The sequence below is a fragment of the Paenibacillus sp. 1-8 genome (assembly GCF_056316205.1).
Genome location: NZ_CM149995.1, coordinates 2,722,998 through 2,742,980 on the forward strand (window position 1 = coordinate 2,722,998; position 19,983 = coordinate 2,742,980).

The following is a 19,983-nucleotide window of genomic DNA, read 5'->3' on the forward strand; positions in this document are numbered from 1 at the left end:
CGTAGCACATGTTAAGAAAATATTAGTTTCATCTCACTATACCTACCTCTTAACATGAAAATAATCCCCTTGAAGGTAGCTAACATAGGGTCATTTTCGAAAATCACCATATGCTTGCTACTCTCAAGGGGATTAGGTTTGCTTGCTTTATTCAATTTAATCCAACAATGCCTTCAGATCGTCAAGCCTGGTAACAGGTGCCTGACAGGCAAAATGCTCACACACATATACGGCTGGTTTGCCATCCACAAGTTCGTAATCACTAATATAAGGAACCGTATCTGCCATCTCCGACTGTCCTTCATCCTTCAAAATAACGACCGTATTCGGCCGAAATCCAGCTCGAACCGCCTGAATGAACTGTACGGTCTGCGGATCATCCCTATGTCCTACAATCACAATCTCTTTTGTCGTTCCTGTTGCATACAGCAGCGAGCTGAGCAACGCCGAATAGCCTGACGGGTAATGAGCAACCATACCGCCAAAAGCCTTAAACTGCTTGGCTGCATAGCTCTCCAATCGAGATTCACCCGTTAGTCGTGCAAGCCGCACAAAATTATAGGCCGCGATGCTGTTACCCGACGGAATGGCTCCGTCATAGATTTCTTTAGGCTTGGCAATTAGCTGCTCACTATCTGACCCGTAAAAGAATAATCCGTCCCGTTCCTCATCCCAGAATAAGTCGATCATATTTTGATTGAGCGTCAACGCCCGTTGCAGATACTCTATATCGAAGGTCGCCTGGTATAGCTCGATCAAGCCCCACACATAAAAAGCATAATCATCTACATAACCGGGATAAGCTGCTTCTCCGTCCCTATAACGTGCCAACAGCCGTCCGTTCTCCTGTCTCAAATGGTTCCACAAAAACGTCTCAGCCTTCTGAGCTTGCTCTGTATATTTTGTGTCTCCAAAAGCTTGTCCCGCCTTCGCCAGAGCAGCAATCATCAACCCGTTCCACGAGGTCAAAATCTTGTCATCCTTGTGAGGATGAACCCGCTGCTCTCTGGCAGCAAACAGCTTGGCGCGTAGCTCACTAACCCGCTGCTCCAGTTCCTGCTCAGTCAAGTCATGCTTGATCCCGTAGGCTTCCAGATTGATATCAATCAGGTTTGGAATGTTGTGGCCTTCAAAATTTCCGTAAGATGTAATCCCATATAAATCGTTGAAAAAGGCGGCATCCTCATCGCCTAGTACAGCCCTTATCTCGGAGTCGTCCCAGACGTAGAATCTCCCCTCTTCTCCTTCGGAATCCGCATCCTCCGCCGAATAAAAGGCACCACCTGCATCCGTCATGTCCCTTGTTATATATGTAAAGATTTGTTCTGTAATCCGTCGGTACAGTTCCTTGCCTGTCACCTGCCAAGCCTCTGTATACGCAATGGCCAACAGAGCATTGTCATACAGCATTTTTTCAAAATGCGGCACCAACCACTTCTCGTCCACGGAGTATCGTGAGAATCCCATGCCTACATGGTCGTAGATTCCGCCCCGTGACATCGCATCCAGCGTCTTCTCTGCCATTTCCAGTGCCTGTTGATTCCCCGTATGCTGTGCATATCGCAGCAAAAAAGACAGGTTATGCGGAGAAGGAAACTTGGGAGCCTCCCCGAAGCCGCCATATTCCTTATCGAAGGTGTGGCTGTATTCATGGAAAGCTTTATTCAGGCTCTGTTCATCCAGTTCACCGCGATAACCTGCAAGCAAGTCCTGCCGCTCATGCTCGGTAAGCACCTGCTCACTCAGCTCCACTAGCTCTTCCGGCTGTTCTTTCCACCGGATACCCACCTTGTCCAGCAGCTCCAACAGTCCGACACGTCCAAACTTCTGCTCCTTGGGCAAATACGTACCCGCAAAAAAAGGCTTCTGATCCGGCGTCATCAATATCGTCAGTGGCCAGCCCCCATGCCCCGTCATCGTCTGACAGATGGACATATAGATATGATCCACATCCGGACGTTCTTCACGATCCACCTTAATGGATACGTAATCCCGGTTTAATACCTCAGCTACTTCTTCATCCTCGAAAGATTCTCTCCCCATTACATGGCACCAATGGCAAGTGGAATAGCCGACAGATAGGAAAATAGGCTTGTTATCACGCTTAGCAATTTCAAAAGCCTCATCTGACCAAGGGAACCAATTTACTGGATTGTGAGCATGCTGTAGCAAATACGGTGATTTTTCCTTGGCTAGTCTATTCGGTTTGCTGCTCGTTGTCATGGGACATCACCACTTCCGTAGTTAGATTTTATGCTTGGTACTATTTTACCCTAAATGGGTGGTAAAAGTCGGAAGGGATGAAAAAAGATAATATCAGATTAGAATTAATACATTGTTAAAAAGTATCAAGTACATCAGGTAGCACACTATTATCCATCCCCCTCACCGACTCATCCAACACGATCAACTTGGGTTTTAACGCAATCGCCTTGGCGACATTGACACGCTGAGGGAGGTCGCATTCAGATCATAAGTAGATATGAAAAGCACTGATGAATATTCTCCATCAGTGCTTTATTTACTGCATTAGGATCTTATTAGCGTTTAGCATTATACTCATTAGAATTTATATCAAATATCTCTAGAGCTTTCAGTAAGGCGTATTCACTTGTTCTGGCCCCTTCTTTTGAAAAATGCGCATCTGGAAACGTGGGAGATATATGATGGTACCCGGGATAGACATGTAATTCCACTAAGACACCATCAAAGGCCAGTTGTTTTGCAAAAAATAAGGCTTCATCAATGAATAAATCAATGGTACCTATATTTATATAAGTCGGTGGTAACCCGGCCAATGACTTAGCACGGGCTGGCACATAATACTCACTTACCTCCTCCTGACCCGGTTCATCCCCCAATACAGATTTCCAGCCAAAATAATTACTTTGTTTTGTCCAAATAAACTCTCCTGCGTATGGATGCTCTGGTGCGGTACTTGTGCGATCATCTAGCATGGGCCTCATTAATCTTAGATGATGGATTTCGAATTCCTTCTGATCACGAATGTACAAGGCTAGGCCAGCCGCCAAACCGCCGCCAGCGCTGCTGCCCCCAACGGCAACTTTCTGAGTATCTATCCCTAATTCTTCCGCATGTTCAATACACCATTTTAGGCCCGAATAACAATCCTGTAACTGACTTGGCTGTACATGCTCTGGTGCTAGGCGATAGTACACAGATACACAACAAAAACCATGTTGTGCAGCAAGAGATGCATTAGCAGGACGATCCACGACTGGACTTCCTAAGACCATCCCGCCTCCGTGTATCGAATAATATAGAGGCATCTTATGATGCTTGGATTGTTTGGGCTTAATGATTTCTATTTGAATATCTGGACCACTAAAATAACTTGGCACAACCTTTTTTTCTAATGTAATAGGGAACATCTGCGTTACATCTATTTGTTGCATCATTTGAGATTGATTTTTACGTGCTTCCATTAGTGTAGATTCGGTAAGATCGGTTGTTGGTATTAAATCAACTGCACTGATAATTTCTGGATCAATGAGATGTCTACTTCTACTTTTTTGCTCCCCCATAGTAATCGTTTCCTCACTTTCTTGTTTTAATGACAATTAATCAATACATATTTCCCTTCAATTGTTGCTATCGTTTATATTCATATTTTAAAGATTAAAATAAACTTTATAAATGAAAACAACGATTTAGAATCATTTTTGACATAAAAACAATAATGTAAAAAATGAAGTACAACCTTTGGAATAGAAAATGAAATGCCATAAAAATATTTAGGAATCTGGATGTGGGAGGTAATACGAAGAACTGGAAACGATAAACTACCGATTGGGTGAACGTTGGCTGTACCTATCGGCGGTGGGATCAAATCTTTTGCCAAACAAAAAGACGTGACCGGATTGGTTTTTCACCGCGATCATCCGGTCACGCCCTAAGCTCATCACGTTATGTCCATCTACTTTTTATGTGAATAAACAATTTTCTTAATGGTTTCGGTAGAGAGGAAAAACTCCTTAGCTAATTGCTCGATACTGCTGCTATTTTGAAAAGCATTTCTGATTGCAGCATTTCGCTGTTCAAGCAACCGTCTCCCGCCACTCAAACTTCCCCAATCCATATATTCCGTTTTTGGCTTAGGAATATACAGAGTCTCTCCTTGAATATATTTTTGGATTTCCATAATTAGTTTTTGAGGTAAAACTTTTGTAGCATTCGTATATCTCAATTTTGCTCGCCCCTTATTTTGATTCTTTAAAATAAGGTGCAAAGCCAAAAATATTAAAAAAGCTTGTTCAGCGTTAAAATTTGATTCGCCCCATACAAAGTAACGCTTTCCTAATAATTGGCTTTGCATGAGTGTAAGAAGTCACAGACAATCCCAATAGATTCTCCATCAGTAGGCACCCCCTTTTACTTCGCAAGTATAGCATAACTTCTGCTCACCTGGGACCAGCTAAATGATATCAGTACAATCAAACCATTAAAATTGAGCTGATATATAACTGATCTTCATTCGTTTATGAGGTGTTGCCGGGACTTTTGTTTGCCCGACTCTTGTTATTCGCAAGCCGATGTTTTATATTGACATAAGAGTAGGTCAAAAAATAAAAGAGGTGAACGGACGAGATGTCTCCACGCACGAAGGAACAAAATGAAGAGATCCGGCTGCGGCGTCTGGCGCAAATCCGGAAAGCCGCTGCCGATGTGTTTTTGAATAAAGGGCCTTTACTGGAAATCCGCGATGTGGCCGTGCAGGCGGGACTTGGCTATGGCACGGTATACCATTATTACAGCAATAAGGGCAATTTGCTCCACGATCTGCTATGGGACGCGTTGGAGCGGGCCGGGGGATGGCTGAAGGACCCACGCGCTTCGGCTTCGGGGGAGGCACCGGCGGGCGGGCATTTCGGCTTGGCTGCTGCGGCGGACACCGGGAACTCGGCTGCTGCGGATTCCCAAAGCGGAAGCCGCGAAACGGCCGCTGCCGCAGAGCTTGGCCCCGTCGCCGCCGCCGGCATCCGGCTGCTGCAGCTTTGGGCGGAGGACCACGCCCTGTACCTGCTGCATAAGCTGGCCGGTGAGGGCTTTGCTTCGCTGCCTGAAGCGCGCTCAGCCCCGCTCTCGGCCGCCTTTCGCCGGGAAGTGCTCGCGCCGCTTGCCGCGCTGCTGGAAACCGGTCGTGCGGCGGACGGGGCTACCGCTTCCGGCGGAAACGCGGCGGAGCCGCCGTATCGGCTACAGCGCGCGGAAATGCTGCTGGCCGCCTTGGTCGGCTGCGCCTCGCTTTCGCTTCGCCGCGGAAAGCTGCACGAGGAGGCCAGGGATATCGCCCGATTTTTAAAATTATAGAATTGATAAGGAGCGAATAGACAAAGATGATCATTTTAAAATCACCTAGGGAAATTGAAGAGATGAAGCCGGCGAGCCAAATCGTTGCGGACTGCTACCGCGAGGTGGCCAAACTGATCGAGCCTGGGATCACCACCCGGGAAATCAATGACTTTGTTGCCAGACACATCACCAAGCTGGGCGGCAAGCAGTTTACGAAAGGCTACAACGGTTTCCCCGCCGAAACCTGCATTTCGGTCAACGATGTGGTGGCCCACGGCATTCCTTCGAACCGTGCGCTTATGGACGGCGACTTGCTGAAGCTCGACATCGTCGTGGAATACGGCGGATGGTTCGGCGATTCGTGCTGGTGCTATGCGGTGGGCAATATCCGGCCGGAAGCGCAAAAACTAATGAAGGTGACAAAGGAATGTTTGGATCTGGGGATCGCCCGGGCACTCCCCGGGGGCCGGCTCGGCGACATAACGTCGGCGATTCAACAGCATGCGGAAGCAAACGGGTTTTCGGTCGTACGCGATCTGCTGGCGCACGGGATCGGGCGGAGCCTGCACGAGGAGCCGAGCTACGAGCATATCGGCGTAGCTGGCAAAGGCATTCGGTTAAAGGAAGGCATGGTGTTTACGATTGAACCGATGGTCAACGAAGGTACGTTCCGTATCACGATCGACGACGATCAGTGGACGGCGAGAACGGCCGACGGCAAGTTGTCGGCGCAATATGAACATACGATCGCAGTTACGTCGGACGGACCGCTGATTTTAACGGCCCAGTAAGAATAAAGGCGAACGGACGGCAATGCGTCATTTTAGGAAATAAGTCGCCAACCCGGCCTGCTTGACCTGACGAAAGTCCGTAATCAAAACCGCGAAAAAGCGCTGGTTCCAGCCTGGGACAAGCGTTTTTTTACATGGTTTGTAACTTACCGATTTACGAAAAAACACGTTGTTATGCGGTTTTTTATTATGACTTTGGTATCGTGTTACGGATTTACACTCTCTCTTGGCTAGCCTGTCTTGCGTGTATTTTTTTCATTGCAAATCTTGCTATTGGCTGAGCAATCAATAGCTCAATCCAAAATGCTACACCAAAATTTCTAAACCAACTGTGAAAGAAGTTCTGAAAAGGTTCTAGGCTTATTTGTTTCGTACCAACCCAAGTTCCTATAATGGTTAGAAGAATAGATAAGACCGTAACATTCAATAAAGTATTCAATAAAACTCTAGCATTGAATCCATCTGTTTGTCCTACGAATTTGGGTATCATCTTCCCCACTAACGGTCCTGCAACCAATCTTACTAAACAAAACAACGATAATCCACATAAACGGAATAATCTTTAGCGTTTCTAAATAATTTTCTTTACTAAAGCCGCATTCCAACCCCATAATAATCGGGGCGATCGTGTTCACTGAAATAATTGAAATAATCAATAAAAATAATATGCCTTCTTTTGCGTTTTGAGGCAGTCTTTCTTCCTTATACATATTGTTCCCCTCCGAAATAAAAATATTTCAGATGGTAGACGTATCATGCGACATATATTTTTGGTCATTAAAACTAATACCAATATCTCTACACACTGATTTAGCAATTAAACAACTTTTTTAAAACAAATGGAAGGATTTCTAAAACATTTTTTTCTGCCAGTTAGTTGAACAAGCCCTAACTAATTTTAATTAGAAAAATATGACAATCTAAATAATGTAAAATATAATCAAGCATAAAACTCATAAAGGAGTATATGAACCAGATGAGCAATTTTCTGAATGAATTTGAGGAAAGATTTAGGGCAGGATTTCTCGATGATCTTAAAAGCATGCTGGAAGAAGTGAAGAAGGAGAAGGTTTACGCTTGTGCTTTTGGACAGATAGCGATTTTGTCACCTTGTTTCTAGCTGTTAATACGGAGGAATCACTTGTTAGACATATCACAAACATGAAAGCCCAAAACCTGTGGAACAGCAAGGAAGATGAAAATTATTATAGATGAGGATTTTGCGAATATCAATATGGCGATACAACACACTTGAATCATATTAGCAAATTTCTATATGCAACCGAAAATGTGTTTGACTATAAAGATGAAATGATAAAAATTATGGCCAAGGTAGTTAAGGAAACAGACGATGTACTTTTTAATCAATTCGGCCAATCCAAAGAAGATATTACTTATTTCGTTCAGGTAGATTGCTTTGCTAGACAAATTCGCAATGTGCTTGTCCCATGCATCGATTGATTACGTATCCTCTTTGTTTGGTTTATCCCCATTAGATACAAATAAACTTATTTCTCCTCATGGTTTGAGTTGAAATAAGTTTAAATTAAATGCATTCATCCAGATATTTCTTCTTTTTTTTCTCCAAGTTTTATCAAAGTCGCTATTGCTAGGTCTCCCACCTTATAATAACCTAATAGTTTATCTTGGGGTTCCATTTTTAATGATAATCCACTTGATTTTTTTATCATTTTCTCTGTACGGAAGCCCTCTTTTCCTATCCGTGTCATTGCATGATATAAGACTATGGGATTCTTATCTTCACTAGGATCAGCTCCGCATTTCTCTTCCCAAACTACGCCGCCATCATACTCATGGTATTTTGTTTTATTGAAGCGAGACCTCGGGTCAGCTTATTATTAACGATTCCGATCACCACGTCCGGCTCCATTGCATCCTGATGGGAGAGCATAACCATTGCTGCAATATCTCCCATCTGATATGCCGCCGTCAACGCCCTTAGAAAAGTCTTCGAGTTTTCACTTTCCGGTAAGGATAACTCTCCTTTGAGAAGATCCTCCTTGACTGCTCCAAGCGATTTTCGTGCCCGGTGGAGTGCAACTTTTACAGCTCCCTCCGTTGTTTCGAGCATGTCGGATGTCTCATTAATCGAATAGCCAAATACATCTCGCAGCAAAAATACAGTTCTCTGAAGCGGAGATAAATGATTCATTAAGGACTGCAACGCTATCTCGATTTCAAAAGATTCATTATCCGGTACGGTTACTTTCGCTTGTTCCTTATTCAATATCCGAGTGTAAACTGCTTTTCTCCGTATATCATCAATCCAGGTGTTCTTAGCAATCCGCAGCAAAAGCGCTTTGGGATTTGTATGCTCAAAGCTATTTAGCTTTCCTAATGCTTTTACCCAAGTGTCCTGAGCCAATTCTTCCGCATCCCAATTTGATTTCGTAAGCGACAGACAGTAACGTTTCAGGACCGCCTGTAATTCCTCCAAGTTCTCAATGTTCATTATATTGTCTGTCATTTGAATAGAATTATCTATCTTCATAGGCCTTCTCCTCCACGGTCTTATTCTGCCCTTTTCTAAAGCAAAGCCATTTGCTACCTCCAATGTAAACGAACAAGTGGTTATAAAAGTTACACCATTTACGCAAATCGTTTTCCCTTTGAAACCTCCGTATCTTTTTACGACCTCGGTTCGTTTACAAGGAGAAATCAACTGAACCAAGAAAATGGGGGTATCAAAAATGAGTGTTTATGTTCCTTATGTTGTCGAGCAAACCGCTCAAGGTGAAAGATCGTACGATATCTATTCCAGACTACTAAAGGATCGTATTGTGTTTGTAGGGGCAGCCATCGACGATCATTTGGCTAACAGTATTATTGCTCAATTATTGTTCCTGGCGGCAGAAGATCCGGAAAAAGAAATTTACATGTACATCAACAGCCCGGGTGGCTCTACTTCCGCAGGATTTGCCATTTATGATACGATGCAGTACATCAAACCCGATGTACATACGATATGTACGGGATTTGCTGCTTCGTTTGGCGCGATCCTGTTGCTGGCGGGCGCCAAAGGGAAACGTTCGGCGCTGCCGAACAGTGAAATTATGATCCATCAGCCGCACGGAGGCGCACAAGGGCAGGCCAGTGATATTGCGATCAGCGCAAAACGAATTTTATGGACTCGTGAAAAGGCAACCCGTATCACAGCTGAACGGACCGGGCAATCTTTTGAAAAAGTCGAAAAAGATATGGACCGGGATTTTTACATGTCCGCTCAGGAGGCACTGGAATATGGTGTTATTGATCAAGTGATAACTTCTTTGTAGTGTATGCTCAAAACCTAATGATCCGCAAGAAACTTCAAGAAATAATACGAGGTGATATCATGTTAGCAAGCTTACAAGGCAAGGAAGTAACTATTCATTTTATAGATGGGACAAATGCATGCGACGGGATATTGGATCAGATTGACGACAAGTTCGTTAAATACCTTACGCAATATCAGACGCTTGTTATTCCTATTACGTCCATTCGCACCGTATCCATTGACATTAAGGAACGGCAACGCTACAGAGTTGGATTCGCCCCATGAACCTATTTTAGCATTATTAACACTCGCCGATTCAACAAACCACGCGATCCCTTCGTGTCTTATTGAATCGGCGAGCCGCATGGGCGGCAATTTCATTTTACGGAGGCCCGATATTATGGAAATTTCACAGGGAGTAGAAATGCTTCAGCTAGATTTTCATGGAAATATGATTCACCCCATTCTTTTGTGGGATCAAGAAATGGCTGTTTTAATAGACACAGGATTCCCCGGGCAAATTGAAGATTTGCGCGTGGCCATGGAAAAGGTAGGCGTGTCGTTTGACAAACTAAAAGCTGTGATATTGACGCATCAGGATGTGGATCATATAGGTTGTCTTCCTGAGATTTTGCAGGAGTGTGGCAATAATATTAAAGTCTATGCACACGAACTGGATAAGCCGTATATTCAGGGGGAGGTCCCTCTTTTAAAAGATGGTCACCTTGAGAATCCCCCGAAGGGCAAAGTGGATGATACCTTAAAAGATGGTCAGGAACTGCCGTTTTGCGGCAGAATTCGAGTCATCCATACACCTGGGCATACCCCTGGTCATATCAGCCTTTATTTAAGGCAAAGTAGGATTCTCATTGCCGGGGACTCGATGTACAGTGTAAACGGCATTCTCGGGGGAATTCATGCTCCGACCACACCGGATATGAATGCAGCTCGGCTCTCATTGAAAAAGTATTTAGATCTCGACATTGCATCCGTAGTTTGTTATCACGGGGGATTAAGTAATGCAGATATATATGATCAGATATTAGGTCTTACCAAAGGATTATAAAGTTAAAGTTCCAGCAATCTACCTTTTGGTAAAACGCTGTTGTGAGCGTCGAAGGATTATTTAAAATAACACTTTGTTAATTCGTGATTGAATTTTAACAAAGTGTTATTTTACATTTCACAAAATTGATTTTCGTTGTTTATTCCTGCAACCCATCTAATGATATATCATTCATAAAAACATCACTCCACGCGTGCTAACTTGTATATAAATCAGACTTTAATTGATTAAAAATATATTCTTGCATTTGATCTAAAAGAAGAATGATGTTAGCATCTTTGCCATTTTTCAAAACCCACTGAATAGACATCATTGAGTTAGCAGCATAGAGTTCTGCTAAATACTCCAATGCGATCGAGGTTGAAGAATTCTGTTGCTTTAAATAATCTAAGCAAGTCCTAAACAAGATTTGTTCAAACTCTTTACGTAAATCAGCTGATACTTCATGAACAGTTAACAATGTTGAAATTTCAAACTTATTTTTAATCATACTATCGGTTACAAGTTCTATAGCATTTGCCACCTTGCCATCTTCCATAGAATCAAAACGCTGTTCAATCTCAACTTTAAAATCAGAAGCATACTGTTTAACTATTTTTTCTAGCAAGTCGTACTTATCCAAATAATGACTATAAAAAGTAGAACGTCCGATAAGAGCTTGATCACAAATTTTTTTGATCGTAATATCTTTAAAATCATGTTGTTGGAGTAATTCAATGAGTGCTCGTTCAATAGCCAATTTTGTTTTGTAAATTCTGATATCTTCATCCATTCAACCACTTGCTCCTTATGTGTAAGTTTTCGGACACTTCATATATGCCGTGTAAGATATCCTACAGATTATGCGATTCTAATTATTTTTTATGTAGTAACTATACTCTATAGTAAGCACATACCCAAATTGAAGGAGGAAAATATATGTTTAAATCATATGTCAATAACGAACAATTCAATCTTCAAATTAATCGTTTTATCAATGATTATTATCAAGAAGATGATCGAGCACAAGCTGACTTGGAAAAAATGATTCCGAAATTAAAAGATACCCATAGCTGGTATGAAGCTTGGCTCCATTTTGCAAAGAAACGCGAAGATAGCAAGGACTATGACTTAGCCTCAGTCTACTATCAAGCTGCAGAATTTTATCTTCCACCTACAGACCCCAATAAAGAAAAAATGTATCAAAAATATAGAGAAACATTCTATAAAGGCTTTCATGATTTTGATTATGAATCCTACAAGATTCCCTATGAAGATTCCTATCTTCCTGCTGTAAAATTGTTGGCGCCTGGAGCTACGAAAACATTACTTGTCTTTGGTGGGTATGATTCTTACATGGAAGAGATGCTTAAAATGATGAAATTTATGAAGGGAATTCATTACAATATAATTGTATTTGATGGTCCAGGCCAAGGAACTGCATTAAAAAACGGCCTAAAATTCATTCACAACTGGGAAAAGCCCATATCAACGGTGATTGATTATTTCAAATTAGATCGTGTAAGCCTCGTAGGTGCTTCTTGGGGAGGGTATTTAGCTATGCGTGCGGCAGCCTTCGAAAAGAGAATCGATAAAGTAGTTGCTTTTAACATTTTCTATTGTGGTTTAGATGCCTTAAAAATGGGAATGCCAGAAGAAACTTACCAGAGCATAGTGCAGCTAGTCGATCGTAATGAAGTAGATCAAGTGAATTCTTTACTTGAAAAGATGATGACTCACAATATTGATTTACATTGGAAGATTACCAAAGGGATGGAAAACACCGGTGAAGCAACGCCTTTTGATCTCATTAAAAATTTCGAAAAGCACACGATGCAAGGCATTGGGGCATTCATTAATCAAGATGTTCTTTTACTAGCTGGAGAAGATGATCAATACGTACCTATTTACCGACTCGCACAAATCCAACAAGAATTAATCAATGCTGCGTCCATTACAACGAAAGTATTTACTAAAGAAACGGGTGGTGAGCAACACTGCCAAGCAGGTCACAAGGAGTTAGCATTTAATGAAATGAAGAAATTCCTATAACAAAGAGGGATAAATACTACAATTTCTCACATAAAAAAATTAAGAGTATGGTTTCCCCAAAAGGGGAAACCGTCTTTTTAACGTAAGTATTGACCAAAACATGCCTAGTGTTAATTTACCCAATGGAGAGATATCAATTTGTTACTACTCCTTTAAACAGCAACAAATTCATGTGTTCTAATTCTTCCTGGATCCCTCATAATACAATATATTAACTAATCTTCCAAACTGTAGATACTTGCCCCCACTTGAACAAGATCAGGAGATGCTAACTTACCAACGCATATTCCAATATTTTTCCTTTCAGCCATTGAAGTTGAAATTTGAACAGAGCTAACGCTTAATACCGTCGCATTTTGATCTGCGTATTTAATAAGAATTTTATCACCTATGATTTTTTTTATTTCTGGGTAAGTTAAATGATCTAATCCTTTGTTTGTTCCTACTATAATTGTACCTTCATCTTTTGACTCAAAAGTTAAACTAATGTCCATTATTTTTTCCATTTTAAACGTTGCCCCTTTATCGTTCTTCAATATAAAGTTCTCCCTTAACATCACGTATACGCAAATCAGCACTTTTTAATCGGGTTATGGCATCCCTCAGTAACGTCATCCTTTCTATTGATGTTAAATCGGGAGCGAACCTTGCTGCTCTTATACTAGCTTGGGCTTCATCTAGAGCAAAATTTCTTTTAAATGTATCTGGAGTAACATCATATAATTCAAATGCTCTCCCTGCCTTATATGCCTCATAGTGTCCCACAATTTCATGTGCAATCGTTGCCTTGGCTGACACACGCGAGTTAGCACTTAAGGTTCCAACTCCTGTATGCTCTGCTGGTAATACATCTGTATTTATAATAAATCTATCGTACATCATACCTGTATTCCAATCATCATAAAAACCAGGTCTACTCATTATTATATTATCTTCGGGAAAATCCAACGATTTAGTATACTGGATAATCTCCGTTTTCTGGACATCTGTTAATGGCAATTCATTACGCAAACCGTCCGAAGAAATTTGTCGTAAGTCCACTGCCCCCTCATACTTAATCGATGATTTTAAACTAATCTTGGGTTTGATTACTGAACTAACTCCTCCAAACAATCCTGCTGTACCGATCATATTAGCCCAGTGTTCCTTTGACCAGGCATTGTTGGGATTAAATGCTCCCTGAATCATGCCCGAAGCTCCAAATGTACCAAAATTGAGCATGTCATTCCATGAATCGTTTTGTTTAGCTGCCCGTTCCATGTACCCTTGATACATTCCCTTCGGAATGCCGTACGACATATAATCTAGGAAGCTCCAGACTGAATCAAATTTCTTCTCATAACGTACCGAATTAGCGTTTACAAAATCCTGACCTAGTTCAGTTAAGCTATCTGCCGATTTCTGAAATGCATTTCGTGTATCTGGAGTAGGAACAGCACACGTATTAGGTGGAGGAGGTAAACAAGCCGCGTCAAGATTGCCTGCTTCCATCAGATCAGCTAATCTGAATTTATCCGCATGATGGCGCAATTCTTCTGCAATAGAATCTGTTAGTGTAACAAAGTCAGCCATATTCTTCTGAGATGTTTGAAATCTATAATAGAATTGCTCCTTCGTTATGCCCTCCCAAAATCGTTCCATAAACGAGATATGCTGCGATAACTGACTATTCATTTGCATCGCCGTTTGCTGTGCAAGCTCAAATTTCTGAGAGACGGCTATAAGTTGTTCAGGTGTCACTTTAATTGTTGTCATAATTTACCTCGGTTTAGGTTCGTTAAGACATAATAGCATGATTCAAATTTATGGAAAACCCTCTCTATTCCTAATTGTTATAAGAATAAGACGACTTAATCCCTATGACCTATGACTTATATATATTAAATATGGATCAGCTACACTAAGTTGGACAGAAAAAATAAGGGCTTGTAGAATAAACCTATCATGTTAAGGAGCGAATCTCTACAATGCCAAAACAACAACGACGTACCTTTACAGCAGAATTCAAAAAACAAATGGTGGGACTCTATGAAAATGGGAAATCCAGAGCAGCCCTTGTGGAGGAATATGGCCTCACAGCCTCAGCTTTAGATCGCTGGATCAAACAAGCTCAGGCGACGGGTTCCTTCAAAGAGAAGGACAATCGCTCATCAGAAGAAAATGAGCTGATCGCTTTGCAAAAAGAGAACCAGCGTCTGAAAATGGAAGTGGATATTTTAAAGCAAGCCGCGCTGATCATGGGACGAAAGTAGCTATCATCCAGAATAATCGTGATAAATACTCGGTATCAGCAATGTGTGACGTCCTGCAAATCGCAAGAAGTACATTTTATTATGACGCCCAAGAACGAGCCACTGAAGACGATGTCACCGAAGCTATTGTGGATATCTTTCACAAGAATCGAAAAGCCTACGGCACACGCAAGATCAAAGTGAAGCTCCATGAGCGTGGGTTGATCGTCTCCAGACGTCGCATTGGCCGCATCATGAAAGAGCAAGGGCTCGTTTCCACCTACACGGTGGCACAATATAAGCCCCATAAAACGGCATGTAACGAAGCAACGACGGCGAATATTTTGAAGCGGGAGTTTGAGCAAACGGAAGCTAAACGCTTCGTCGTCAGTGATTTGACATATGTGAAAGTCCAGAACCGATGGCATTACATTTGTGTGCTGGTGGATCTGTTTAATCGAGAAATCATTGGTCATAGTGCAGGCCCGAACAAGGACGCTGCTCTGATTACCCGTGCCTTCGCGACCGTTAAGGGTGATCTACATCAGATTCAATGGTTTCATACCGACCGTGGCAGCGAGTTCAAAAATCAAAAGATGGACGAGCTTCTGGAGACGTTTGAAATCGGTCGATCGCTAAGTATGAAAGGCTGTCCGTACGACAACGCTGTGGCTGAAGCCACCTACAAGATCATGAAAACAGAGTTTGTGAACCAGATGAACTTCCAGAGCCTTCGTCACTTGGAACTCGAACTATACGATTACGTCAACTGGTTCAACAAGCATCGCATCCATGGAACCTTAGACTATATGACGCCTGTTCAGTATCGCCAAGAAGCCCTTAAAAAAGTTGTCTGATTTACTGTTGACAATCCAATACAGCTCCCTCCTAAGTATAAAGAAGTCCCCCTTTAACTCCTCATCTTCCGTTGAATATTCATGAGAATATACCTTATTTCAGTTAATTTACTCCCATAAATATATTGAGTCTCAAAATCATTACATCAAACAATAAATAGATACGCTCTCGACTTCCTTCTTCCTCTAAATCTAAATGAAAACCTCCGGATAAATAGCGAAATAATCGCTAAAAATAAATAGCGATTATTTCGCTGAGATATTCTTGGTTTGGAGGTGAGTAAGATGTACCAAAGAATCCGAGATTTGCGTGAAGATAGAGATTTGACTCAAACCCAAATGGCTGAATATTTGAATTGCAGTCAGCGAATATATAGCAATTACGAACGCGGTGATGTTGATATTCCTACGAGAATTCTAACCAAACTAGCTGATTTCCATAACACAAGCACAGACTACTTGTTAAACAGAACGAAACAAAAAAAGCCTTATCCGGCAGGATAGCTCCTTTTAGAAATAAAAAAGGTAACTCCACATGAAGGAGTTACCTTTCAAAAATTTTTATAATCGACTCTTTCATTCTTCTGAACTACCTACCTATATTAAGCTTTCTTTCCCGTCAAATACTTCAATCATCATTAGTGCCCCCATTTTGTAACCCTCAATATAAGCGGAAGCGGATAATAAGGAAATTAAAACATCTTGTAAATCCGAAAGTTCTTCAATTAATTTGTAATCCTGTTCTGGCAATTTTGTTTTGAGGGCTCCCTCAGCATCGGCTATTCTCTGTAAAACCAGTTCAAACTCAGTGTCTTTCGATTTGATCCGTTCACTTGGGCTACATTTTCCGTAATAAAAGTTCTCCAAGATACTCATGATCTACTCCTTCTTGATATGTATTATTAATCCTTTAACTAATCTTAGCGAAATATTCGCTAAAAATCAATAGCGATTATTTCGCTAAGATATTCTTATTTTGAGGTGAACAAGATGTATCAACGGATTCGAGATTTACGCGAAGATAAGGATTTAACTCAAACTCAAATCGCCGATTATCTGAATTGTAGCCAGCGGATATACAGCAATTATGAACGCGGTGATATAGACATTCCAACGGAGATTTTAATTAGACTGGCCAATTTCCACCAAACAAGCATAGACTATTTACTAAATAGAACAAACCAGAAAAAGCCCTACCCCGCAGGATAGAACCCAAAGAATGACTTATACTTTCAAGCCTTTACAATCAATGATTTAATATTCTAAACTCACACAAGTTTTAAAACTCAACATCTATATAATCCGAACTCGAAAAATTCACATTAAAACGGAGGAGCCAACGATCGATGAACACGCCAGTTATCCATATACCTACGAGTGCAGCAATGCCAAAGAAACCCAGCGTCAGCCCCAGTCTCTCACTCATCCCATTAGCGGCAAGAAATGGAGCAATATAAGTATAGAGAATATTATGGGCTGTCATCCAGGTCAGAACAACCAAAAGTATGGGCCGAAACCCCGGTGTAAGGAAGACTTCATAGATCGAAGCTTGCTTATCGGAGGACTGTCCCGGATAGTCCGGCACCTTCCAAAGCACCCACGCGATCAGTATAACTGTCAGTAGCGACATGATTTCAAAAAAACGGAACGCCAACCCATGAGGCTCCCTAGAAACGTTCCCGCAGGGACACTAATAGCCAAGGCGATAGGCGTTCCAACCATGGCAACTGCCATCCCCCTCCCCTTCACTGTAGCAGATACCATGCGAAGAGCGTAACCGCCGATCATACCCCATAGAACTCCAGCCAAAACTTCCTGCGAGCAGACGGGCAGCCAGCGTCAGTACATAACTGGAAGAAATAGCGGTGACGCTATAGATAGCCAGAAGTAACAGCGGACGCCTCCGCCATTGGCGGGTAACTATAGCTACAGGGATGGCTCGCCATTAAGGAACCGGTGGCATACACAGTGACCAGTTGACTGACCATTGCAGACGCTCAGCAATAATGCAGACTGAGCAGACCCGTCCCTTGGGTTGTTTAGTCGTATTGTCTGCAAATACATGTTCGCCGGAAAACACTCATATTCGAGAACTATTGATCAGGCAAAAAGCGGTGACAAGGAACAAGTTATATGCTCGTATTGAGCGAGCTACCAAGAACGGAGAACTTCAACAATCCACAAATGTTAGCATGTTAACCACACTATTCATTACCTTCCTGGAAGGTATATCTACGGAAGCCAGAGATGGTGTGTCCCTAGACAACATTGATGCAGCCATAACTAAATTAATGGAGCTTTGGGATACTTGTGCCTGAGACTTGCCCCAGTCTTCATGAAATAAGGACATATAAATAGAAAAAGGCAATCTTCCTAAAAAAGAAGATTGCCTCAGGCTGTTTTCCTGTCTCTCCTTCTCGAACTGCACTTGTATCTCTCAGTACATCTGGCTGAAAATTCTTAAGCCATTATTAAATCTTGCAGATGCTGAATATCAGCCTCAAGCTCTACTACCGCCACGTGTTCCTCAATCCTAACAATGCTTAAGCTTCCGTTTGGTATACTACGACGGTTCCTATACTCGCTCAAAGATTTGGATTCTGCAACATCAAGAATCATTCTAATGACCCCAGAATGAGAAATGATCAGTATCGTTTCTTCAGCGTGTCTATCCTGAATCAATGTGACGAAAGCTATGATCTGTTTCTGCAAATCCTGAAAGCTTTCTCCTTGGACAGGGTGAAACAACTCAGGGTGATTTGTAAACTGTTCAAACAAAACAGGATCAGATTGAGCAACGTCATCTCTGGTTCGCCCGTCCCACCCCGCAATATCCAGTTCATACAAATGGTCATCCAGTATAATGTCAATGCTCTGATTGCCTTTTATAATTGAAGCTGTTCGAGCCGCTCTTTGACTTGGGCTGGAATAGATCTTTGCGAACTGTATACCCTTTAACCTGTTTTCTAATGCAAAAGCTTGCTTTAACCCCATATCTGTCAGCGGTGAATCCAATCGTGATTCCATACGTTTTGCCAGAATACCTTCCGTTTCCCCGTGTCGTGCTATATAAATTTGGGTCATACAGTTACTAACTCGTCCACCACATGAATTTGAAATTGCAGCGGCTCCAGCATAGTTCCCGTAGTTATCCCCCGCCAATCAAAGCAATCAAGTATAGTACGTTCATATTTACCGTTGTAAAGTTGTCGATCTGCATCCAGAATGTTCCCTAAAACTTTTCCATAGTGTAAATCATTCTTGGACGTATTACTCCAAGCGGTCGCCATCAACTTGCCAAATTTATCACGGGCATCAAGCAGGGCATCTTTAAATTCAGCTTCTTTACCTTGATATTTGGTAGTGAATTTCTCCTGAACTCCAGGTATTTGATTACCATCGGCATGAGAGGAAAGATCACCAAGCTCTTGAGAAATTAAGTCGCGTTCAATTAAATTGCGCTGGAAAATTTCGACCAGAATATCGAATGCCCCACCTGTAAAAGGCTCGGATAGATCGTGTTCTTCTCTGCTCATATCATCATGCATCTTTTTATCATTAAATGCTAACCGAATTTCCCGTCCATTTTTCAACTCTCCTACACGAGCTAACTCGTTTCTGGAGAACAAATTGCCTTTGGTACTGTTCAAAAGATGGTCAACAACAGAATCAAAATGTAAACAGGAAACGATGGATACTAAATCACCAAATGCTTCATGGTGTCCGTCGTATTCATCGGTGTGATTAGAACGAGAGGGAATTCCAATAACTGAGTACTTTATAGTATGACCAATCTCATGTGCAAGCACGTCAAAATTTTCGCAATACGGATTCTCCAGCTCTCTAGTTGGAAATCCGAACTCAAGAAAACCAGCAGTGCTTGATACAGCATTCTGAAATTCTACCAAAGGGATCAACAGCAGCTTGGGAATGCCGGAAGACCAGGGCCAAGGAATTTCCCGTCCAAAGTAATCCTCCCATATTTCCAGTACCCGACGAACTGTTGCATACATCGTTGCAGCCGAAAAGGCCCGTTCACCGGGACGTACATGATCGAAATGTCCTTGGGCATTAGGCTGAATAGCTGGGTTATGCGGTCCTTCATAACGGTATCGGTATGATAAAGGCCCCACTTGTCTAAACGGTTTTTTGTTTAGGGCATCTACCACATATATTCGGTCGTCCTCAGGTCCTGCTTGGATCGTTCCAGGCGGTAAATTGATATACACAACTTCGGGGATCTCAAAGCCAGGTACGGTTTTATCTTGAGGATAAATCAGAAATTTTGTTCCATTTTCTCTGGCCTGTGCATCTAACATTTGTGACATACATCATTCTCCTTTGTTTTTTCTTTTAACTGCCTTGTAAAGTCTGTTCAAAAGTGTGTAAACAATACTTTGTATATTTATGTAATTTT

Annotated in this window: 22 protein-coding genes and 1 pseudogene; 11 read left to right on the top strand and 12 right to left on the bottom strand. The window is 42.0% G+C overall.

Annotated features, from left to right (window positions below; all coding sequences use genetic code 11):
- Positions 1 to 156: 156 nt before the first annotated feature.
- The 3 genes from AC0WRU_RS12305 to AC0WRU_RS12315 form a co-directional block, all read right to left on the bottom strand.
- A complete protein-coding gene (locus tag AC0WRU_RS12305; RefSeq protein ID WP_476128517.1) occupies positions 157 to 2,223 on the bottom strand; it encodes a thioredoxin domain-containing protein in 2,067 nt (688 codons plus the stop codon).
- Positions 2,224 to 2,540: 317 nt separating this feature from the next.
- The gene (locus AC0WRU_RS12310; RefSeq protein WP_476124704.1) at positions 2,541 to 3,545 is read right to left on the bottom strand and encodes an alpha/beta hydrolase fold domain-containing protein; all 1,005 of its coding nucleotides are present in this window, start codon (positions 3,543 to 3,545) and stop codon (positions 2,541 to 2,543) included.
- A gap of 392 nt (positions 3,546 to 3,937) precedes the next feature.
- The gene (locus tag AC0WRU_RS12315; protein WP_476128631.1) at positions 3,938 to 4,207 is read right to left on the bottom strand and encodes a CD3324 family protein; all 270 of its coding nucleotides are present in this window, start codon (positions 4,205 to 4,207) and stop codon (positions 3,938 to 3,940) included.
- A gap of 401 nt (positions 4,208 to 4,608) precedes the next feature.
- On the opposite strand from AC0WRU_RS12315, the gene AC0WRU_RS12320 reads away from it, so the two are divergent.
- Together AC0WRU_RS12320 and map are read left to right on the top strand one after the other, a co-directional pair.
- A complete protein-coding gene (locus tag AC0WRU_RS12320; RefSeq protein ID WP_476124706.1) occupies positions 4,609 to 5,331 on the top strand; it encodes a TetR/AcrR family transcriptional regulator in 723 nt (240 codons plus the stop codon).
- Positions 5,332 to 5,357: 26 nt separating this feature from the next.
- Positions 5,358 to 6,104 carry a type I methionyl aminopeptidase gene (gene map / locus AC0WRU_RS12325; RefSeq protein WP_476124708.1) on the top strand — a complete coding sequence of 249 codons (747 nt, stop codon included), beginning with the start codon at positions 5,358 to 5,360 and terminating at the stop codon, positions 6,102 to 6,104.
- 214 nt (positions 6,105 to 6,318) lie between these two features.
- Here map and AC0WRU_RS12330 read toward each other — a convergent pair.
- Positions 6,319 to 6,814 (bottom strand): annotated as a pseudogene (locus tag AC0WRU_RS12330) (DUF2798 domain-containing protein).
- 266 nt (positions 6,815 to 7,080) lie between these two features.
- Between AC0WRU_RS12330 and AC0WRU_RS12335 the strand changes: the two are divergent.
- A complete protein-coding gene (locus AC0WRU_RS12335) occupies positions 7,081 to 7,224 on the top strand; it encodes a hypothetical protein (protein ID WP_476124710.1) in 144 nt (47 codons plus the stop codon).
- Between the two features lie 675 nt (positions 7,225 to 7,899).
- Here the strand turns inward: AC0WRU_RS12335 and AC0WRU_RS12340 are convergent.
- Positions 7,900 to 8,616 (bottom strand): RNA polymerase sigma factor, encoded by a 717-nt coding sequence (locus AC0WRU_RS12340; protein ID WP_476124712.1) that lies wholly within the window; start codon positions 8,614 to 8,616, stop codon positions 7,900 to 7,902.
- 199 nt (positions 8,617 to 8,815) lie between these two features.
- Between AC0WRU_RS12340 and clpP the strand changes: the two genes are divergently transcribed.
- The 3 genes from clpP to AC0WRU_RS12355 all read left to right on the top strand — a co-directional run bounded on the left by clpP (position 8,816) and on the right by AC0WRU_RS12355 (position 10,447).
- On the top strand, positions 8,816 to 9,400 hold the full coding sequence (gene clpP, locus AC0WRU_RS12345) for an ATP-dependent Clp endopeptidase proteolytic subunit ClpP (RefSeq protein WP_013310269.1): 585 nt from the start codon (positions 8,816 to 8,818) through the stop codon (positions 9,398 to 9,400).
- A gap of 59 nt (positions 9,401 to 9,459) precedes the next feature.
- Positions 9,460 to 9,666, top strand: a complete 207-nt coding sequence (locus AC0WRU_RS12350) for a hypothetical protein (RefSeq protein WP_025685691.1) — start codon at positions 9,460 to 9,462, stop codon at positions 9,664 to 9,666.
- A gap of 115 nt (positions 9,667 to 9,781) precedes the next feature.
- A complete protein-coding gene (locus tag AC0WRU_RS12355; RefSeq protein WP_476124715.1) occupies positions 9,782 to 10,447 on the top strand; it encodes an MBL fold metallo-hydrolase in 666 nt (221 codons plus the stop codon).
- A gap of 196 nt (positions 10,448 to 10,643) precedes the next feature.
- Here the strand turns inward: AC0WRU_RS12355 and AC0WRU_RS12360 are convergent, their stop codons facing one another.
- Positions 10,644 to 11,219: a TetR/AcrR family transcriptional regulator gene (locus tag AC0WRU_RS12360; RefSeq protein WP_476124717.1), complete on the bottom strand. Its 576-nt coding sequence runs from the start codon at positions 11,217 to 11,219 to the stop codon at positions 10,644 to 10,646.
- A 146-nt stretch (positions 11,220 to 11,365) separates the two neighbouring features.
- Between AC0WRU_RS12360 and AC0WRU_RS12365 the strand changes: the two genes are divergently transcribed.
- Positions 11,366 to 12,478 (top strand): alpha/beta fold hydrolase, encoded by a 1,113-nt coding sequence (locus AC0WRU_RS12365; protein WP_476124719.1) that lies wholly within the window; start codon positions 11,366 to 11,368, stop codon positions 12,476 to 12,478.
- 215 nt (positions 12,479 to 12,693) lie between these two features.
- On the opposite strand, the gene AC0WRU_RS12370 is transcribed toward AC0WRU_RS12365, so the two are convergent.
- Positions 12,694 to 13,014, bottom strand: coding sequence for a hypothetical protein (locus AC0WRU_RS12370; protein WP_476124721.1), 321 nt, complete (start codon positions 13,012 to 13,014; stop codon positions 12,694 to 12,696).
- The gene (locus AC0WRU_RS12375; RefSeq protein ID WP_476124723.1) at positions 13,001 to 14,233 is read right to left on the bottom strand and encodes a WXG100 family type VII secretion target; all 1,233 of its coding nucleotides are present in this window, start codon (positions 14,231 to 14,233) and stop codon (positions 13,001 to 13,003) included. The genes AC0WRU_RS12370 and AC0WRU_RS12375 overlap by 14 nt, the downstream gene beginning before the upstream one ends.
- 212 nt (positions 14,234 to 14,445) lie before the next feature.
- Between AC0WRU_RS12375 and AC0WRU_RS12380 the strand changes: the two genes are divergently transcribed.
- Both AC0WRU_RS12380 and AC0WRU_RS12385 read left to right on the top strand, forming a co-directional pair.
- Positions 14,446 to 15,566 (top strand): IS3 family transposase gene (locus tag AC0WRU_RS12380; protein WP_476124724.1). Its coding sequence is split into 2 segments (ribosomal slippage): positions 14,446 to 14,695 and positions 14,695 to 15,566, totalling 1,122 coding nucleotides; the frame shifts between segments, so codons are not numbered across the junction.
- Positions 15,567 to 15,851: 285 nt separating this feature from the next.
- A complete protein-coding gene (locus AC0WRU_RS12385) occupies positions 15,852 to 16,070 on the top strand; it encodes a helix-turn-helix domain-containing protein (protein WP_476124726.1) in 219 nt (72 codons plus the stop codon).
- Positions 16,071 to 16,163: 93 nt separating this feature from the next.
- Here the strand turns inward: AC0WRU_RS12385 and AC0WRU_RS12390 are convergent, their stop codons facing one another.
- Entirely contained in the window at positions 16,164 to 16,442 is a 279-nt protein-coding gene (locus AC0WRU_RS12390; RefSeq protein ID WP_476124728.1) for a DUF6809 family protein, read from the bottom strand.
- A gap of 114 nt (positions 16,443 to 16,556) precedes the next feature.
- Here AC0WRU_RS12390 and AC0WRU_RS12395 point away from each other — a divergent pair, with 114 nt between their 5' ends.
- Positions 16,557 to 16,775, top strand: coding sequence for a helix-turn-helix domain-containing protein (locus AC0WRU_RS12395; RefSeq protein ID WP_476124730.1), 219 nt, complete (start codon positions 16,557 to 16,559; stop codon positions 16,773 to 16,775).
- A 70-nt stretch (positions 16,776 to 16,845) separates the two neighbouring features.
- Here the strand turns inward: AC0WRU_RS12395 and AC0WRU_RS12400 are convergent, their stop codons facing one another.
- The gene (locus AC0WRU_RS12400; protein WP_476124732.1) at positions 16,846 to 17,220 is read right to left on the bottom strand and encodes a hypothetical protein; all 375 of its coding nucleotides are present in this window, start codon (positions 17,218 to 17,220) and stop codon (positions 16,846 to 16,848) included.
- A 352-nt stretch (positions 17,221 to 17,572) separates the two neighbouring features.
- Here AC0WRU_RS12400 and AC0WRU_RS12405 point away from each other — a divergent pair, with 352 nt between their 5' ends.
- Positions 17,573 to 17,884, top strand: coding sequence for a hypothetical protein (locus AC0WRU_RS12405; protein ID WP_476124733.1), 312 nt, complete (start codon positions 17,573 to 17,575; stop codon positions 17,882 to 17,884).
- Between the two features lie 142 nt (positions 17,885 to 18,026).
- Here AC0WRU_RS12405 and AC0WRU_RS12410 read toward each other — a convergent pair whose 3' ends face one another.
- The gene (locus tag AC0WRU_RS12410) at positions 18,027 to 18,650 is read right to left on the bottom strand and encodes a histidine phosphatase family protein (RefSeq protein WP_476124735.1); all 624 of its coding nucleotides are present in this window, start codon (positions 18,648 to 18,650) and stop codon (positions 18,027 to 18,029) included.
- On the bottom strand, positions 18,647 to 19,894 hold the full coding sequence (locus AC0WRU_RS12415) for a gluzincin family metallopeptidase (RefSeq protein WP_476124737.1): 1,248 nt from the start codon (positions 19,892 to 19,894) through the stop codon (positions 18,647 to 18,649). Before AC0WRU_RS12415 ends, AC0WRU_RS12410 begins: the two co-directional genes overlap by 4 nt.
- Between the last annotated feature and the right edge of the window lie 89 nt (positions 19,895 to 19,983).

Coding starts and splice junctions, on each gene's coding strand:
- AC0WRU_RS12305 (WP_476128517.1), bottom strand. CDS start 2,223: ATGACAACGAGCAGCAAACCGAATAGACTAGCCAAGGAAAAATCACCG.
- AC0WRU_RS12310 (WP_476124704.1), bottom strand. CDS start 3,545: ATGGGGGAGCAAAAAAGTAGAAGTAGACATCTCATTGATCCAGAAATT.
- AC0WRU_RS12320 (WP_476124706.1), top strand. CDS start 4,609: ATGTCTCCACGCACGAAGGAACAAAATGAAGAGATCCGGCTGCGGCGT.
- map (WP_476124708.1), top strand. CDS start 5,358: ATGATCATTTTAAAATCACCTAGGGAAATTGAAGAGATGAAGCCGGCG.
- AC0WRU_RS12335 (WP_476124710.1), top strand. CDS start 7,081: ATGAGCAATTTTCTGAATGAATTTGAGGAAAGATTTAGGGCAGGATTT.
- AC0WRU_RS12340 (WP_476124712.1), bottom strand. CDS start 8,616: ATGAAGATAGATAATTCTATTCAAATGACAGACAATATAATGAACATT.
- clpP (WP_013310269.1), top strand. CDS start 8,816: ATGAGTGTTTATGTTCCTTATGTTGTCGAGCAAACCGCTCAAGGTGAA.
- AC0WRU_RS12350 (WP_025685691.1), top strand. CDS start 9,460: ATGTTAGCAAGCTTACAAGGCAAGGAAGTAACTATTCATTTTATAGAT.
- AC0WRU_RS12355 (WP_476124715.1), top strand. CDS start 9,782: ATGGAAATTTCACAGGGAGTAGAAATGCTTCAGCTAGATTTTCATGGA.
- AC0WRU_RS12360 (WP_476124717.1), bottom strand. CDS start 11,219: ATGGATGAAGATATCAGAATTTACAAAACAAAATTGGCTATTGAACGA.
- AC0WRU_RS12365 (WP_476124719.1), top strand. CDS start 11,366: ATGTTTAAATCATATGTCAATAACGAACAATTCAATCTTCAAATTAAT.
- AC0WRU_RS12375 (WP_476124723.1), bottom strand. CDS start 14,233: ATGACAACAATTAAAGTGACACCTGAACAACTTATAGCCGTCTCTCAG.
- AC0WRU_RS12385 (WP_476124726.1), top strand. CDS start 15,852: ATGTACCAAAGAATCCGAGATTTGCGTGAAGATAGAGATTTGACTCAA.
- AC0WRU_RS12390 (WP_476124728.1), bottom strand. CDS start 16,442: ATGAGTATCTTGGAGAACTTTTATTACGGAAAATGTAGCCCAAGTGAA.
- AC0WRU_RS12395 (WP_476124730.1), top strand. CDS start 16,557: ATGTATCAACGGATTCGAGATTTACGCGAAGATAAGGATTTAACTCAA.
- AC0WRU_RS12405 (WP_476124733.1), top strand. CDS start 17,573: ATGCAGACTGAGCAGACCCGTCCCTTGGGTTGTTTAGTCGTATTGTCT.
- AC0WRU_RS12410 (WP_476124735.1), bottom strand. CDS start 18,650: ATGACCCAAATTTATATAGCACGACACGGGGAAACGGAAGGTATTCTG.
- AC0WRU_RS12415 (WP_476124737.1), bottom strand. CDS start 19,894: ATGTCACAAATGTTAGATGCACAGGCCAGAGAAAATGGAACAAAATTT.